16 protein-coding genes and 1 pseudogene are annotated in these 14,278 nt (G+C 67.4%); 9 read left to right on the forward strand and 8 right to left on the reverse strand.

Annotated elements, in window-relative coordinates; genetic code table 11:
* Positions 1–202 precede the first annotated feature (202 nt).
* From ACP5M5_RS09730 to tyrS, 7 genes and pseudogenes are all read right to left on the reverse strand, one after another.
* On the reverse strand, positions 203–625 hold the full coding sequence (locus ACP5M5_RS09730) for a DUF4167 domain-containing protein (RefSeq protein WP_427936941.1): 423 nt from the start codon (positions 623–625) through the stop codon (positions 203–205).
* 277 nt (positions 626–902) lie between these two features.
* Positions 903–1,748: pseudogene (prmC, locus tag ACP5M5_RS09735) on the reverse strand (peptide chain release factor N(5)-glutamine methyltransferase); the annotation flags it as partial.
* Between the two features lie 13 nt (positions 1,749–1,761).
* Complete coding sequence (locus tag ACP5M5_RS09740) at positions 1,762–2,028, reverse strand: hypothetical protein (protein WP_162800672.1); 267 nt, start codon at positions 2,026–2,028, stop codon at positions 1,762–1,764.
* The gene (locus tag ACP5M5_RS09745) at positions 2,028–2,876 is read right to left on the reverse strand and encodes an ABC transporter ATP-binding protein (protein WP_427936942.1); all 849 of its coding nucleotides are present in this window, start codon (positions 2,874–2,876) and stop codon (positions 2,028–2,030) included. The genes ACP5M5_RS09740 and ACP5M5_RS09745 overlap by 1 nt, the downstream gene beginning before the upstream one ends.
* A 4-nt stretch (positions 2,877–2,880) precedes the next feature.
* Positions 2,881–3,771, reverse strand: a complete 891-nt coding sequence (locus ACP5M5_RS09750) for an ABC transporter permease (RefSeq protein WP_427936943.1) — start codon at positions 3,769–3,771, stop codon at positions 2,881–2,883.
* Positions 3,772–3,836: 65 nt separating this feature from the next.
* Positions 3,837–4,325, reverse strand: a complete 489-nt coding sequence (locus ACP5M5_RS09755) for a glycine zipper 2TM domain-containing protein (RefSeq protein WP_427936945.1) — start codon at positions 4,323–4,325, stop codon at positions 3,837–3,839.
* A 76-nt stretch (positions 4,326–4,401) separates the two neighbouring features.
* Complete coding sequence (gene tyrS, locus ACP5M5_RS09760) at positions 4,402–5,646, reverse strand: tyrosine--tRNA ligase (protein WP_427936946.1); 1,245 nt, start codon at positions 5,644–5,646, stop codon at positions 4,402–4,404.
* A gap of 102 nt (positions 5,647–5,748) precedes the next feature.
* On the opposite strand from tyrS, the gene ACP5M5_RS09765 reads away from it, so the two are divergent.
* Positions 5,749–6,840 carry an anhydro-N-acetylmuramic acid kinase gene (locus ACP5M5_RS09765; RefSeq protein ID WP_427936947.1) on the forward strand — a complete coding sequence of 364 codons (1,092 nt, stop codon included), beginning with the start codon at positions 5,749–5,751 and terminating at the stop codon, positions 6,838–6,840.
* Here the strand turns inward: ACP5M5_RS09765 and ACP5M5_RS09770 are convergent, their stop codons facing one another.
* On the reverse strand, positions 6,841–7,323 hold the full coding sequence (locus ACP5M5_RS09770) for a peroxiredoxin (RefSeq protein ID WP_114912895.1): 483 nt from the start codon (positions 7,321–7,323) through the stop codon (positions 6,841–6,843).
* Between the two features lie 154 nt (positions 7,324–7,477).
* Between ACP5M5_RS09770 and ACP5M5_RS09775 the strand changes: the two genes are divergently transcribed.
* The 8 genes from ACP5M5_RS09775 (at position 7,478) to ACP5M5_RS09810 (ending at position 14,243) form a co-directional block, all read left to right on the forward strand.
* On the forward strand, positions 7,478–8,125 hold the full coding sequence (locus ACP5M5_RS09775; protein ID WP_427936948.1) for a YqgE/AlgH family protein: 648 nt from the start codon (positions 7,478–7,480) through the stop codon (positions 8,123–8,125).
* A 192-nt stretch (positions 8,126–8,317) separates the two neighbouring features.
* The gene (gene miaB, locus ACP5M5_RS09780) at positions 8,318–9,724 is read left to right on the forward strand and encodes a tRNA (N6-isopentenyl adenosine(37)-C2)-methylthiotransferase MiaB (protein ID WP_427936949.1); all 1,407 of its coding nucleotides are present in this window, start codon (positions 8,318–8,320) and stop codon (positions 9,722–9,724) included.
* On the forward strand, positions 9,721–10,719 hold the full coding sequence (locus ACP5M5_RS09785) for a PhoH family protein (protein ID WP_114912894.1): 999 nt from the start codon (positions 9,721–9,723) through the stop codon (positions 10,717–10,719). The genes miaB and ACP5M5_RS09785 overlap by 4 nt, the downstream gene beginning before the upstream one ends.
* Positions 10,697–11,185 carry an rRNA maturation RNase YbeY gene (ybeY, locus tag ACP5M5_RS09790; RefSeq protein ID WP_427936950.1) on the forward strand — a complete coding sequence of 163 codons (489 nt, stop codon included), beginning with the start codon at positions 10,697–10,699 and terminating at the stop codon, positions 11,183–11,185. The genes ACP5M5_RS09785 and ybeY overlap by 23 nt, the downstream gene beginning before the upstream one ends.
* On the forward strand, positions 11,182–12,147 hold the full coding sequence (locus ACP5M5_RS09795; protein WP_427936951.1) for a hemolysin family protein: 966 nt from the start codon (positions 11,182–11,184) through the stop codon (positions 12,145–12,147). Before ybeY ends, ACP5M5_RS09795 begins: the two co-directional genes overlap by 4 nt.
* Before the next feature lie 147 nt (positions 12,148–12,294).
* A complete protein-coding gene (locus ACP5M5_RS09800) occupies positions 12,295–12,765 on the forward strand; it encodes a GcrA family cell cycle regulator (protein WP_427936952.1) in 471 nt (156 codons plus the stop codon).
* 238 nt (positions 12,766–13,003) lie between these two features.
* The gene (locus tag ACP5M5_RS09805; RefSeq protein WP_114912890.1) at positions 13,004–13,213 is read left to right on the forward strand and encodes a cold-shock protein; all 210 of its coding nucleotides are present in this window, start codon (positions 13,004–13,006) and stop codon (positions 13,211–13,213) included.
* Positions 13,214–13,583: 370 nt separating this feature from the next.
* Positions 13,584–14,243 carry a class I SAM-dependent methyltransferase gene (locus ACP5M5_RS09810; protein WP_114912889.1) on the forward strand — a complete coding sequence of 220 codons (660 nt, stop codon included), beginning with the start codon at positions 13,584–13,586 and terminating at the stop codon, positions 14,241–14,243.
* Positions 14,244–14,278: the final 35 nt, after the last annotated feature.

The following is a 14,278-nucleotide window of genomic DNA, read 5'->3' on the forward strand; positions in this document are numbered from 1 at the left end:
ACTCCTAACCCCCAGATCCGTAGTCTGGTGCTCTATCCAATTGAGCTACGGGCGCGACGCCGGCGGGTTTAGCGGATGCCCTCCCGACCGACAAGAGGCAAAGCCTCGGGATTCGCGCTTGAAAGTTCCTTGACTTCCCAGCGAACGACCCGCGCTCGCCTCGTTCCGGATCGATACCGCGTAATCCCAACCGAAAGGGCTCTCAACCCTCCTGCGCGGCAGCCGCGGCCGCGAGGCTCGCCTCCAACGGATCGGCGGGTTGCTCGCCAGTGCCGGGAGGGGGGTCGGGCTCCTCGGCTTCGCTGCCGAGGGGACGCCGCGGCGGTTGGCTATGTGCGCCGTTTTGTTGCGCCGCCTGGGTCATGGCGTTGAGGATGCGGAAATAATGCTCGCCGTACTGGAAATAACTCTCGGCCATCACGCGGTCGCCCGCACTAGCGGCGTCGCGGCCGAGCTGGATATATTTCTCATAAAGCTGCTGCGCCGTGCCGCGCACCCGCAAGTCCGGCCCATTGCTGTCGAAGACGTGATTGCGATTGAGCGGCAGGCCCCCTTGGTGATGCCGAACTACACCGCCATTGCCATTGCCGCGGTGATTGCGCCCGCGCATCCGTTTGATATTCATATTGACATCATGCTTTCCTATTCACGCGCCCGGCATGCCACCGCACGCCGCCGCCGCACACGGCCTTTCAGAAGACCCATCGACATGGCTTCCGCACCGCTTCCATGGCCACGGCCGGCAGAGCGAAAGAGCTTCGCTCTGGTTACGGCGGCTTTTAGCCACAGCGAGAAGGCGGCCACAACGGCACGCCCGCCTGCGATACGCGCGCAAAATACCCGTCTCACCGCGCGACGCCAATAGATTTTTTCACCGCCGCGCATTTTCTCATGAATGGCGGCTATTCGGTCACGCCGCCCGCCAAAACCATGGCCCGCGGGATGCCGCTGAGATCGTCGGCGACGGCACGAATCGCAAGCCCTCGCGCCGCGGCAAGCGTCCCCACCGCGCTCGCCTGTCCGGCGCCGAGTTCGAGCACCGCAATCCCGCCGGGCGCGAGCAACGCTGGCAGATCGGCGATCACCGCGCGATAGGCGTCGAGCCCATCGCTCCCACCATCGAGCGCCGCCCGCGGCTCGAAACGCGCGACCTCCGGCGCCAGATCGGCGATCGCGTCGCTCTCGATATAAGGCGGGTTGCACAGGACGAGATCGAACCCGCCGGCTAACGCCCCCCCCCACGCCGCGCGCAGAAACGCCACCCGCGCGGCGAGGCCGAGGGCGGCGGCATTGGTGCCAGCGACCGCCAGCGCCGCCGCCGAGAGATCGACGCCGATACCGAAGGCTAGGGGAAATTCCGTCAAGGCGGCGAGCAGCAGGCAGCCGCTGCCCGTGCCGAGATCAAGCACACGCCGCACCGCCTGGCGCTCCGGCCACGCTGCCAGTGCTGCGGTGATCAGGGTTTCGCTATCCGGGCGCGGGATCAGCGTCGCCGGCGAGACCGCGAAGGAAAGCCCCCAGAACTCCCGCCGGCCGAGAATATGGGCGAGCGGCTCGCGCCGCGCGCGGCGAGCGAGCAGGGCGGGAAAGCCGGGTGCCGCGCGAGCGAGGGCGAGCGGCGTCGTGCGCTCGCGGGTCAGGCTCGCCTGATCGCAGCCGAGCGCATGGCCGAGCAGCAGACGGGCCTCGAGCGCCGGGCTCTCGAGGCCCGCCGCCGCGAGCCGCATTGCCGCGTCGGCGAGAACCTGGGCGAGCGTCGGATCAGTCGCCGCTGCCTCCCGAAGGGGTCAGCTTCTCGTGGATCTTGTTGCCCCATTCATCGAGCTTCTCGCCGGTCTTGCGCGCCGCCTTATCGAGCGCGGCGCCGGTTTTGGCGGCGGCCTTGCCGATCGCGCGGCCGGCATCGTTGCCCCATTCATCGAGTTTCTGGCCGGCCTTTTGCATCGGCCCGTCATCAGCCCGTACCGCCTGGAGCGGCGCAACGCTGAGCATGAGCGCCACAAGCGGCCAGGCCCTGGATCTGCGCATCATAAGCCTCCTCGATCGGTCTCTTGCAGCAAAGCGCCCGCCGGGAACGCAGTGTCCGCCGCCGCCGCCGCGGCGTGGGCCGGAGATGCCCGATCGTCTTCCCGGCTGCGGGCGAGGTAATGGCTGAGCACCTCCTCTGGCGCGCCATCCTCAATGATGCGGCCCTTTTCCAGCCAAATCACTCGGGTGCACCAGCGCGCCACGATCTCGTGAATGTGACTAGAGAGAACCAGGATTTCGGCGCTGCGCACCAGGGTTTCAAGGCGCCCGCGCGCCTTCTCCATGAATCCGGCATCGCCGGCGAGAAACCACTCATCCATCATCAGCACCTCGGGATGGATGGCGGTCGCGAGCGCGAAACCGAGCCGCACCACCATGCCGGAGCTGTAGGTGCGCACGGGAAGGTCCATGAACTCCTCGAGTGCTGCGAAATCGCGGACATCCTCCTCGAGCCGCCGGATCTGCGCCCGGCCGAGCCCGGCGAAGAGGCCGCGGAGTGCAATATTTTCGCGCCCGGTGAGATCGGGATTCATGCCGAGATTGGGATCGAGCAGCGCATTGAGGCTGCCGCAGACCCGCACATGGCCGCGCACCGGCTCATAGATGCCGGCGAGTGTGCGCAGCAACGTGGTCTTACCGGCGCCATTGCTGCCGATGAGGCCAAGCCGATCGCCGGCGGCGAGGTGGAAGGACACGTCACACAAACCCTGTACGACGACACGCTTTTGCGCATCCTTGCCGATCCGCCCGCCAGACGCGGCGGCGACCATGGCCCGTTTCAGGCTGCGGGCGCTGCCGTGATAGAGCGGAAAATCGACCGAGACATGGTCCGCGTCGATGGTTGCCATGGGCTCAGACCCAGAACGCAAGCCGGCCGCGCACCCGCACGAACAGCAGCCATGAGAGCGCCACCAACAGCACCGAATAGGCGATCGCCGACTCCCAGATGATCGCCCCCGGAATTTCGCCGAGCAGCGGCGCGCGGACGATTTCGAAAAGCGCGTAAAACGGGTTGATGGGCAGGAAGCGGGCGCCGTGACGGATCAGCTCGGGGCGCCAGATCACGGGGCTTATGAAAAATGCGATCTGCATGACGCTGCCGACGATCGGCGGAATGTCGCGGAAGCGGGCGCAGAGGGCGGCGAGGGTCATCGTGACCGCGAGTGAATCGATCAGCCAGAGCGCCAGCCCCGGCAGCGCGATCAGGCCGCGCAGGCCAGGCCAAGTGTCGAAAATTGCGAACACCGCTACGATCACGATGATGTTATGGCCGAGCACGATGAGATTGCGCAGCACGATGCGCCCGCCATAAAGGCTGAACGGCATGCGCACGGCGCGGATCATCGCATCGTTCTGGGTGTAGCCGAGGGAGGCCTCCGCCACCAGCGTCTGCAAATAGCCCCATAGCACCAAGGAAAGGGCGAGGAACGGCAGATAATCGTGCAGCACCATATTAAACAGCGTCGAATACAGAACCCCCATCGCCGCCACCATCACCGCGGTCGAGAGGGTGAGCCAGAGGGGGCCGAGCATGGAGCCGCGGTAACGCCCTTTCACATCCAGCCACGCGAGCGTCACGCCGAGGCGCCACAGCCGCGTCGCCTCCGCGAAATCGGCGATCGCCTGGCGCTGGCGGCCGGCGAAATGGAGCCCGGCGACGAGATCGAGCACCACGTCGCCGGAGGTTTTCAAGCGCAGCGCCGCCGGCGGCGCGGCCGGATGGGAATCAGCCGGGTTGCTCATACGGCTCGCGCATAGCTCAGGCGGCCGGCGAGGGCAATCACCGCGCCACCCGTGCCAGCTCGACGTCAGCCATAGATTGGCGCAAGCCGCGTGCGATCGCCGCGAATGATGGCGACGCGTTGACCCGGGCGGAAATTATTCTCGTTGGTCTGCACCACGGAAATCGTCTGCCCATCATCTTGGCGGATGATGAATTCGACCGCGTTGCCCTTGCTCAGCTCGCTCTCGGCGGTATTGCCGACGAGACCGCCGAGCAGCGCGCCACCGACCGCGCCAAGCAGATTGCCGCGGAAACTATTGCCGCCGATGAAGCTGCCGGCAACCCCGCCGAGCGCCGCGCCGCCGATGGTACCGACGCCGCTATCGCCGCCCTGGACGACGACATTGCGCATCGAGACGATGGTGCCATAGGTGACATAAGCGGTGCGGCCGACCCCGTAGCCGCTATAGGTGCTATTCGCGGGCGTGCCGGTGCAGGCCGTGGTCAGAACCAGCCCGCCGAGCGCCAGGAGACCGATCACCAGCCGCCATGACAGATCCGTGAATGTGCGCATGATATCCGACCGTGATTGGGTTTGCTGCTGATGCACATAGAACCAATCCCGGGCGAATTCCAGGGATCAGCGCCGATCACATCGGCCGCACCAGACGGTGTTGCTTGCGTCCCGCGGAGAGCTTGATCACCCCGTCTTTGAGGTCGGCGGCGGTGACCGGCCGCGCCTCGTCGGTGATCGCCGCGTCGTTGACCCGCGCGCCGCCGCCGCGGATCAACCGCCGCGCCTCGCCGTTGCTCGCGGCAAGCCCGGCGGCGACGAAAAGCTGAAACGCCGGCACGCCGCGGGCGAGATCGGCGGCGGGGACATCGACACTCGGCAAATCTTCGGCGAGCCCACCAGCGCCGAACACCTCGCCCGCGGTCCGCCGCGCCGCCTCGGCCGCCGCCCGGCCATGCGCCAGCGCCGTCGCCTCGGTCGCGAGCACGATCTTGGCCGCGTTGATCTCGGCGTCGCGTAGGGCTTCGAGGCGCGCGATCTCAGGGAGCGGCAGATCGGTAAACAAGCGTAAAAATCGCCCGACATCGGCATCCTCGGCATTGCGCCAGAATTGCCAGTAATCGAACGGCGCCAGCCGCTCGGCGGTGAGCCAGATCGCGCCGCGTGCCGTCTTGCCCATCTTCGCGCCCGAAGCCGTGGTGATCAGCGGCGAGGTGAGGCCGAACACCGTCTTGCCCTCGGTGCGGCGCACCAGCTCCATCCCGGCGACGATATTGCCCCATTGATCCGATCCGCCGCACTGCAAAACCACGCCGTGGCGGCGATGAAGCTCGCGGAAATCATAGCTTTGGAGGATCATGTAATTGAACTCGAGGAAGGTGAGCGGCTGCTCGCGCTCGAGCCGCAGGCGAACGGCGTCGAAGCCGAGCATGCGGTTGATGGTGAAATGCGTCCCGACCTCGCGCAACAGCGCGATATAGCCAAGGGCATCGAGCCAATCGGCGTTGTTGACCACCATTGCCTCGCCCGGCCCGTCGCCAAAGCGCAGGAACGGATCGAAGACGCGGCGGATGCCGGCCATATTGGCGGTGATCTGCGCATCCGATAGCAATTGCCGCGCCTCGTCCTTGCCTGACGGGTCGCCGATCCGGCTGGTGCCGCCGCCGAGCAGCACTACCGGCCTATGGCCGTGGCGCTGCAGCAAGCGCAACAGCATGATCTGCACCAGACTCCCGACATGGAGGCTGTCGGCGGTGCAGTCGAAACCGATATAAGCGGCGATCGGCCCGGCTTCGAGCCGCGCATCGAGCGCTTCGAGATCGGTGCATTGAAACACGAAGCCACGGGCAATGGCTTCGGTAAGAAAGGCGCTGCGCGGCATGGTCGTTCGCTTTGTCGTTGAAGGGGTAGACGAGACTCTTCTTTTTCTGAAGAAAAAGAAGCAAAAAGACTTTTATCCTGATTTCCTGGAGTGGCAACGCCGGTGACACCGCGGCGCGTGATCGGGCTGATGAGCGGCACCTCGCTCGACGGGGTCGACGCCGCCGTGATCGAGACCGATGGCGAGCGTGTGTTTGGCTTCGGCCCGGCGCTCACCTTGCCCTATCCCCCGGCGCTGCGCGCCGCACTCCGCGCGCTCCTCGACCGCGCGCCGCATCTCCGCACCGATGATCCCGCGCTCCGCGCCGCCGAGGCCGAACTCACCGCGCGCCACGCCGAAGCGGTCGCGGCGCTCGGCGTCGCCGCCGACCTCATCGGCTTTCACGGCCAGACCATCCTGCACGACCCGAAAGCCCGCCGCACCTGGCAAATCGGCGATGCCGCCGCTTTGGCACGCGCGACCGGGCTTGCGGTGGTCTTTGACTTTCGCAGCCGCGATGTCGCCGCCGGCGGTGAGGGCGCGCCGCTCGTCCCGGTGTTTCATGCCGCCCTCGCCGCCGGCCTGCCGCGCCCGTTGGCCATCCTCAACATCGGCGGCGTCGCCAATGTCACCTGGATCGGGGCCGGGGACACTCTCCTGGCCTGCGACACCGGGCCCGGCAACGGCCCCCTCGATGACTGGTTGACCCGCCACACCGGCGCCCCCTTCGACGCCGACGGCGCGCTCGCGCACGCGGGACAGCCGGACGAGGCGGTGCTCACGCGCCTACTCGATCATCCCTATTTCCGGCGTGCGGCGCCGAAATCCCTCGACCGGCTGGCCTTTGCCGAAGCCCTTGCCACCAGCGGCCTCGAGCGCTTGCGCCCGGCCGACGGCGCCGCGACCCTCACCGCCTTCCTCGCCGCTGCCGTCGCCGCAACCGCCCTCCCCGCGCCTCCGCGGCGCTGGCTCGTCACCGGCGGTGGGCGGCGCAATCGCGCCATCATGGCAGCGCTCCGCCTGCGCCTCGCGGCGCCGGTGGACGCGGTCGAGACACTCGGCTGGGACGGCGATGCGCTGGAGGCGCAATGCTTCGCCTTCCTCGCCGCCCGCCACCTCGCTGGCTTGCCGATCAGTTTTCCGGAAACCACCGGCGCCCCCGAGCCACTGCCCGGGGGAAGGCTCGTGCCCGTCACCAGCGAAGACGCAAGGTAGTCAGAGCGCCGCGAGCACCGCCTCGGCGCGGCTGACATCGAAACCACCCGGCTCCTCGATCGCGAGGTGAGTGACCTTGCCGTCTTTCGCAACCAGCGCGAAACGCTGGCTGCGCACGCCAAGGCCGCGCGCGACGAGGTCGAGTTCGAGCCCCATCGCCTTGGTGAGCGCGCCGGAGCCGTCAGCGAGCATCAGAATCTTGTCACCCGATCCCTGATCCTTCGCCCAGGCGCCGAGGACGAAAGGATCATTGACCGCCATGCAGACGATGCGGTCGACGCCCTTGGCAAAAAATTGCTCGGCGTGCTCAATGAACCCGGGCAAATGCTTGGCGCTACAGGTCGGGGTGAAAGCTCCCGGGACCGCGAACAGAACCACCGTCTTGCCGCGGAAAATCTCGTCGGTGGAGATTTCCTTGGGCCCCTCGGGCGATGCGGTCATCAGCTTCATCGCCGGGATGGTATCGCCAACCTTGATCGTCATGCGCATGCTCGCTCTCTTGCGGCCCCGCGTGATCGCCCGGCAGGGCGGGATCGGCGGGGGACGCGGGTTGCCAGGGAAAGGCATTCCTAGACCAAAATCGGGCGCGAACCAACCGGTGCTTGCGTTGCGGCGCGAAAACCCCAATTCTATCGCCATGGCTCGTCGCATCACCCCGCGCTCGCCCGCCGCCAAAGCCCCCGCCGCCAAAGGGCATGCCGCGCCTCGCCCGAAAGCCGCCAAGCCGGGCGGGTTGATGCTGACCGGGCAAATTCTGATCGCCATGCCGGAACTGAGCGATCCCAATTTCGCGCGAAGCGTGATCTATCTCTGCGCACACACGCCGGAAGGCGCGATGGGCATCATGCTCAACCGCCCGCTCGAACAACCGAGCTTCGCCGATCTGCTGCGCCAGCTCGATATCGCGCCGCTGCCGCCGGCCCGCCACATCCGGCTCTGCTCCGGCGGCCCGGTCGATCACGCCCGCGGTTTCGTGCTCCACACCGCCGACTGGACCGATGAGGCCAGCCTCCGCGTCGATGAGCGCCTTGCGCTCACCGCCAGCCTCGACATTCTGAAGGCCATCGCCGGCGGCGCCGGGCCGCGCCAGGGGCTGCTCGCGCTCGGCTATGTCGGCTGGGGGCCGGGTCAACTCGATCAGGAATTTCAGGAGAATGCCTGGCTCTCCGCCCCGGCGGACGAGGCGCTGTTGTTCGATGCCGACCATGAGACGAAATGGCGCCGGGCGCTGGCCAAGCTCCGGATCGACCCGCTCCTGCTCTCCGGCACCGCCGGGCACGGCTGACCGCGCGCGCCATGACGCGGCCTGCGCCTGTCATGCGGTTGTCGCTTGACAGGAACCGGGCGCCGCTCTCACATGGGGGCATGGCAATCGGGGTTGGTACACGGCTTTGCGCTTGACCGCCGCGCCGTGGAAGGCAATGGCTCCGCCGCGGCCGTCCGGGATGATCCGGCGGCGACGCGTGGAGTGATTGCGATGACTGTCCCGACCCGCCCCGCCGCCGAAACCGCGCCCGCCGCGCCGCGTCGGCGTCTCCATGTCATCACCTGGGGCTGTCAGATGAATGTCTATGACAGCACCCGGATGGGTGATGTCCTGGCGCCCCTTGGCTATGGTCCAGCGGCATCCCTCGAGGACGCCGACATGGTGATCCTCAACACCTGCCATATCCGTGAGCACGCGACGGAAAAGCTGTTTTCCGAGCTAGGCCGGCTGCGCCGCCTGAAAGACGCGCGCCGCGCTGGCGGCGAGCGCATGCTGCTCGCCGTCGCCGGTTGCGTCGCCCAGGCCGAAGGGGCGGAAATCCTGCGCCGCGCGCCTTATGTCGATATGGTGCTCGGGCCCCAGACCTACCACCGCCTGCCGGAGATGATCGCCGAGGCCGAACAGTCCGGGCGCGCGGTGATCGCGACCGACTTCCCGCCCGAGAGCAAATTCGATCATCTGCCGGAGGCGGCGCTGCCGGCGGGCGGAGTTACCGCGTTCCTCGCGATCCAGGAGGGGTGCGACAAATTCTGCAGCTTCTGCGTCGTCCCCTATACCCGGGGGGTGGAAGCCTCGCGCCCGGCGGCTGCGGTGCTTGCGGAGGCGCGCGCCTTGGTCGCGAGTGGTGCTCGCGAGATCACCCTCCTTGGCCAAAACGTCAATGCCTGGCATGGCGCGGCGCCCGCCGGCGGCGAATGGACGCTCGCGCGGCTCCTTTACGCGCTCGCCGAAATCCCCGGCCTCACCCGGCTCCGCTATACCACCTCGCACCCGCGCGACATGGATGACGATTTGATTGCCGCGCACGGCGCTTTGCCGGCGCTGATGCCGTTTCTGCATCTTCCGGTGCAGTCGGGGTCTGACCGCATCCTTGCCGCGATGAACCGCCGCCACGATGCCGCCGCCTATCTCGGCATCGTCGAACGCCTCCGCCGGGCGCGGCCGGATATCGCGCTTTCGTCCGATTTCATCGTCGGCTATCCCGGCGAGACGGCGGCGGAGTTCGCGGCGACGCTGGCCTTGGTGCGCGAGATCGGCTTTGCCCAGGCCTATAGTTTCAAATACTCGCCCCGTCCCGGCACCCCGGCCGCGCGTGCTGCCGATCAGGTGCCCGAGCCCGAAAAAGAAGCGCGCCTCGCCGCCCTCCAGGATCTCCTCGCTGCCCAGCAGCAGGCGTTCAATCAAAGCCAAGTCGGGCGCCGGCTTTCCGTCCTAATCACCGGGCGCGGCCGCCATGCCGGCCAGATCGCCGGCCGCAGCCCCTATCTCCAGGCGGTTCATCTTGCCGCACCCGAGACCCTGATCGGCCGCGAGATCACCGTCACCATCGCCGCCGCCGGCCCGCGTTCGCTGGCCGGCGCGTGGCCCGCCGAAGATGAGGAGCACGCCGCCGCTTGAGCCCCCTTTCCCCCGCCTCCCTCGCCGCCGCCGGCGACAAACCCGTCACCCTGCAGTTCGCCGACAATGCGCTGCTCTCGCTTCTGCTCGGCGAGCATGACCGCCATTTGGCGCGGTTGGAGAAGGGGCTCAATGTGCGGCTCTCCTGCCGCGGCAACCGGATCGCGATCAGCGGCCCGCCGGAGCAGGTGGGGATGGCGCAGGCGGCGCTTTCGGGGCTCTATCGTCGGCTCGAAGGCGGCCAGCCGGTGGGCGCCTCGGAGATCGACGCCGCTATCCGCCTCACCGCGCCCGAGACCGATCCGCGTTTGCCACTCGCCGATCTGCCGGCGATCCGCACCCGCCGCGGCGCTGTCGAGCCGCGCAGCCCCGGGCAATTGCGCTATATCGATCTTCTCGCCAGCGCCGAGGCGGTGTTCGCGGTCGGCCCCGCCGGCACCGGCAAGACCTATCTCGCCGTGGCGCAAGCGGTCGCCATGCTGCAATCAGGCCGCGTCGATCGCATCGTGCTCTCGCGCCCCGCCGTCGAGGCTGGCGAGCGGCTCGGGTTTCTCCCCGGCGATCTCAAGGAGAAAGTCGATCCCTATCTCCGCCCGCTCTATGACGCGCTCAACGACATGATGCCGGCCGAGCAGGTGACGCGGCGGCTGGCCAGCGGCGAGATCGAGGTCGCGCCGCTCGCGTTCATGCGCGGGCGCACGCTGGCGCACGCCTTCGTCATCCTCGACGAGGCCCAGAACACGACCCCGGTGCAGATGAAGATGTTCCTGACCCGCATGGGGGAGGGCACGCGCATGGTGATCACCGGCGATCCGAGCCAGATCGATCTCCCCGCCGGTCAGCGTTCCGGCTTGCTCGATGCGCTGGAGGTGCTGGCGGGCGTCGAGGGGATCGCCTTCGCCCATTTCACGGCGCATGACGTCGTGCGCCATCCCCTGGTCGCGCGCATCGTCGCGGCCTATGACGGGCATCATGGGCAAAGATCGAAAGCCTAGCCCCGCGACGGCGGGGCATCTTCCCAATCCTGCGGCCATCGGGATCGAGATCGTGGTCGCGGCGCCGGCCTGGCGGCGCCATGTGCCGCGCGCCGAGAGGCTTGCCCGCCGCGCCGCGTTGGTTGCGGCCGGACCGGCGATGGCGGCGACGAGCGTCATGCTCGCCGATGATCGCGCCGTGCGCCGGCTCAATGCCCGCCATCGTGGCCGCGACAAGCCGACCAATGTCCTGAGTTTTCCCGCGGCCCGCGGCGGCGATCTCATTCTCGCGCTCGGCGTCGTCCTACGCGAGGCGCGCGCTGCGGGAAAGCGGCCGGAGCATCATCTCGCCCATCTCGTCGTCCATGGCGTGCTGCATCTCGCCGGGCATGACCACCACCACCCGGGCGATGCGCGGCGGATGGAAATGGCCGAGGCCCGCATCCTCCATCGCCTCGGCGTTCCCAACCCGTGGCGGCAGGCATGATCGCCATGCCACCAGCCCTCATTCAGCGCCTGCGCGGGTTATGGGGCTGGCGCGGCGCTGAGCATTCGGTGCGCGCCTCGATCGCCGAACTGGTGCAGGAGGCGGCGGAGGCGCCGCTCACCCCCGGTGTCGCGCCCGAGCTCGACCGCCAGGAGCGGGTACTGATCGCCAATATCCTGCGGCTGCGCGGCACCACCGCCGATGACGTGATGGTGCCGCGCGCCGATATCGTCGCCTTGCCGCTCGATCTCGGCCATGCCGAACTGCTCGCGGTGATCCGCCGTGAGGGCCATTCGCGGTTTCCGGTCTATCGCGACCAGCTCGATGACATCGTCGGCATGGTCCATATCAAGGACGTCTATGCCGCCGAGGGGCCGCGCGAGTCGTTTTCGCTCGAAAAAATCCTGCGCCGGCCGCTGCTGGTCGCGCCGCAGATCCCGGTGCTCGATCTCCTCTTGCAAATGCGCCAGGCGCGCATGCACCTCGCCCTCGTCATCGACGAATATGGCGGCGTCGATGGTTTGGTGACGATCGAGGATCTGGTCGAGACCATCGTCGGCGACATCGCCGACGAGCATGACGACGAGCAGAAGAAATTGCTCCAGGAGCGCCCCGACGGCACGTTCGATGTCGATGCGCGCCTGCCGATCGAGGATTTCGAAGCGGCGCTCGGCCCGGTGCTGACCGAGGATGAGCGCAATGCCGATATCGATACCGTCGGTGGTCTGGTATTCACCCTCGCCGAGCGGGTGCCGGCGCGCGGCGAGGTGATCAGCCATCCTTCGGGGATCGAGTTCCTGGTCGTCGATGCCGATGCGAGACGTATCCGAAGCCTCCGCCTTCGCCGCCCGGCGAGCCCGCCAGCGGCGGAGGGCGAGGGCAAGCCGCTCGCGCTTTCGGCGGCGCGGGAGGGCAACACCGCCGATGATCCGCTGTCGTCTCCGGCGAGCGATCCCGGCTGAAACCGGCATCGCCACAAGAGATGGTGGCGAAATACCCAGGGCGGACACAATTTCTACGAGTTTTCCACAGATTTTCGGGGCGGGGGTGATTGAATGTCACCCCCGATTCACTGTATGTTGTGGTCAGATCATGCGGAGGACCACGAAATGGAGTGGACCGAGGAAATCGTCGCCCATTTGCGCGCGCTCTGGTGCGAGGGCGTGCCAACAGCTGAGATCGGTCGGCGTCTTGGGATCACCAAGAACGCCGTGATCGGCAAGGCGCATCGCTTGGTTTTGCCGCCGCGCCCGTCGCCGATTCCGGCCATCCCGCCGGCGGCGCAGGAGCGCGCCGCCCCTCCAGCCGGCCGCAACGCGATCGGCCCCAACCAGATCGATTCCGGCGCACGCGGCTCGGCGCCAGTCAAGGCGCTGGCGCAGGCCGCGTGGTCGCCGCCGCATCGTCTCGAGGCGCCACCGTTCCGTCGCGCCCATACGTGCTGCTGGCCGCTCGGCGAGCCGGGAAAGCCCGGATTTCATTTCTGTGACGATGCCGCCCTGCCCACAAAGCCCTACTGCGCCCGCCACGCCGATCTCGCTTATGTGAAAGTGCGCGAGAAGCGCGAGGAAGCCGCGTAAGGCGGCTTTCCCGCGTGCGCCGATGCCTGCGCGGCACGTGCGCGAGAAATTCTTACGTCGCCGTTGCGAGGCGCGTCCCTGCGTCGTATCGTTGCCTCTGGTGGCGACGATGGTTTGCTGAATTCCGTCCTCGCCACCGGGAGGAAGACGTGCCGCCCAAGAGCGCGTCGGTTCAAGCAAGGGGCTCGGGAGTGCTTGGCACCATCCCGCCGCCCCGCAGACAGAAAGGCGTGTGGCGATGCCGCAGGGCACCGTGAAATGGTTCAATCCAACCAAAGGTTATGGTTTCATCGCCCCTGATCATGGCGGGAAGGACGTGTTCGTCCATATCAGCGCCGTGCAGAAAGCGGGGCTGCGCAGTCTCAGCGAGGGGGAAAAACTCGGCTTCGAAATCGAGCAGCAGCCGAACGGTCGCGCCGCCGCGGTCAATCTCTCCAAGCTCGGCTGACGCCGGGGCGGCTTGGCGCCGGGCCAACCGGGTTACGCGATTGCCGGCGCGGCGAAGCGAGTGGCGCGTGTTTTTTTTAGCGCAAAGGCTCGGTGCCTTTGTGGGGGGTTTTTTTCGCGCCTGCCGTGCCGGTAAAAGGGCGTGTGCGGCGATATTTCGGGCGCCGCGCCCCAGCCATGCGGGATGAGATTGCCTTTGCCGTCTTGTTTCACTTCAACATTCGTGGTTGTCATTCCCGACGCCTTATTCTCTCTTGCGCACCGTTCGCCTTGCTCCGTCTTGCCTCTTCCTCTTTGGCTTTCGCGAAGGCTTGGTTTCCTTGCCCGCTCCGGCGTTTCGGCCTTTCGCACAACAAGGATCGCCGACGATCATGACCCATGCCTTTCCCTCATCGCGCCCGGCACCGAAATCCGCGTTGGATGCCGAAGCGGTTCGCGCCGCTTATCGGCGCTGGGCTGGAATTTATGATTCCTCCTTCGGCGGCATTTCCGCCTTCGCCCGCCGCCGCACCGTCGCCGAGGTCAACCGTCTGGCGGGCAGCGCCGTGCTCGAGGTTGGCGTCGGCACCGGCCTCGCTCTGCCCCATTACGGACCAGGCAAGCGCATCACCGGCATCGATCTCTCGGCCGAGATGCTCGCCATCGCCCGTCGCCGTGTCGCCGAGGATGGTCTTGCCCAGGTCGATGCGCTGATCGAGATGGACGCCGAAGCGATGAGCTTCGATACCGGCAGCTTCGATATCGCGGTCGCCATGTTCGTCGCCTCGGTGGTGCCGCATCCGCGTCGGCTGATGGCGGAGATGCGCCGGGTGGTGCGGCCGGGCGGGCACCTCCTGTTCGTCAACCATTTCGCCGCCGAGCGCGGGCCGCGCTGGTGGGTGGAACGGGCCTTGGCGCCGGCCTCGCGCGCCCTCGGCTGGCATCCGGATTTCGCCGTCGATGCCTTGCTGCTGCCCGAGGAGCGCGAGCAGGCGACGGTCTCCGCGATGCCGCCCTTCGGCCTTTTCACCCTGTTCCGCCTCGAAAATTAGCCTCTTTGAGAGCGGGCGCGCGGGGGCGGGGAGAA

Source organism: Acidibrevibacterium sp., from assembly GCF_049965395.1.
In the GTDB taxonomy this organism is placed as follows: Bacteria; Pseudomonadota; Alphaproteobacteria; order Acetobacterales; family Acetobacteraceae; genus Acidibrevibacterium; species Acidibrevibacterium fodinaquatile.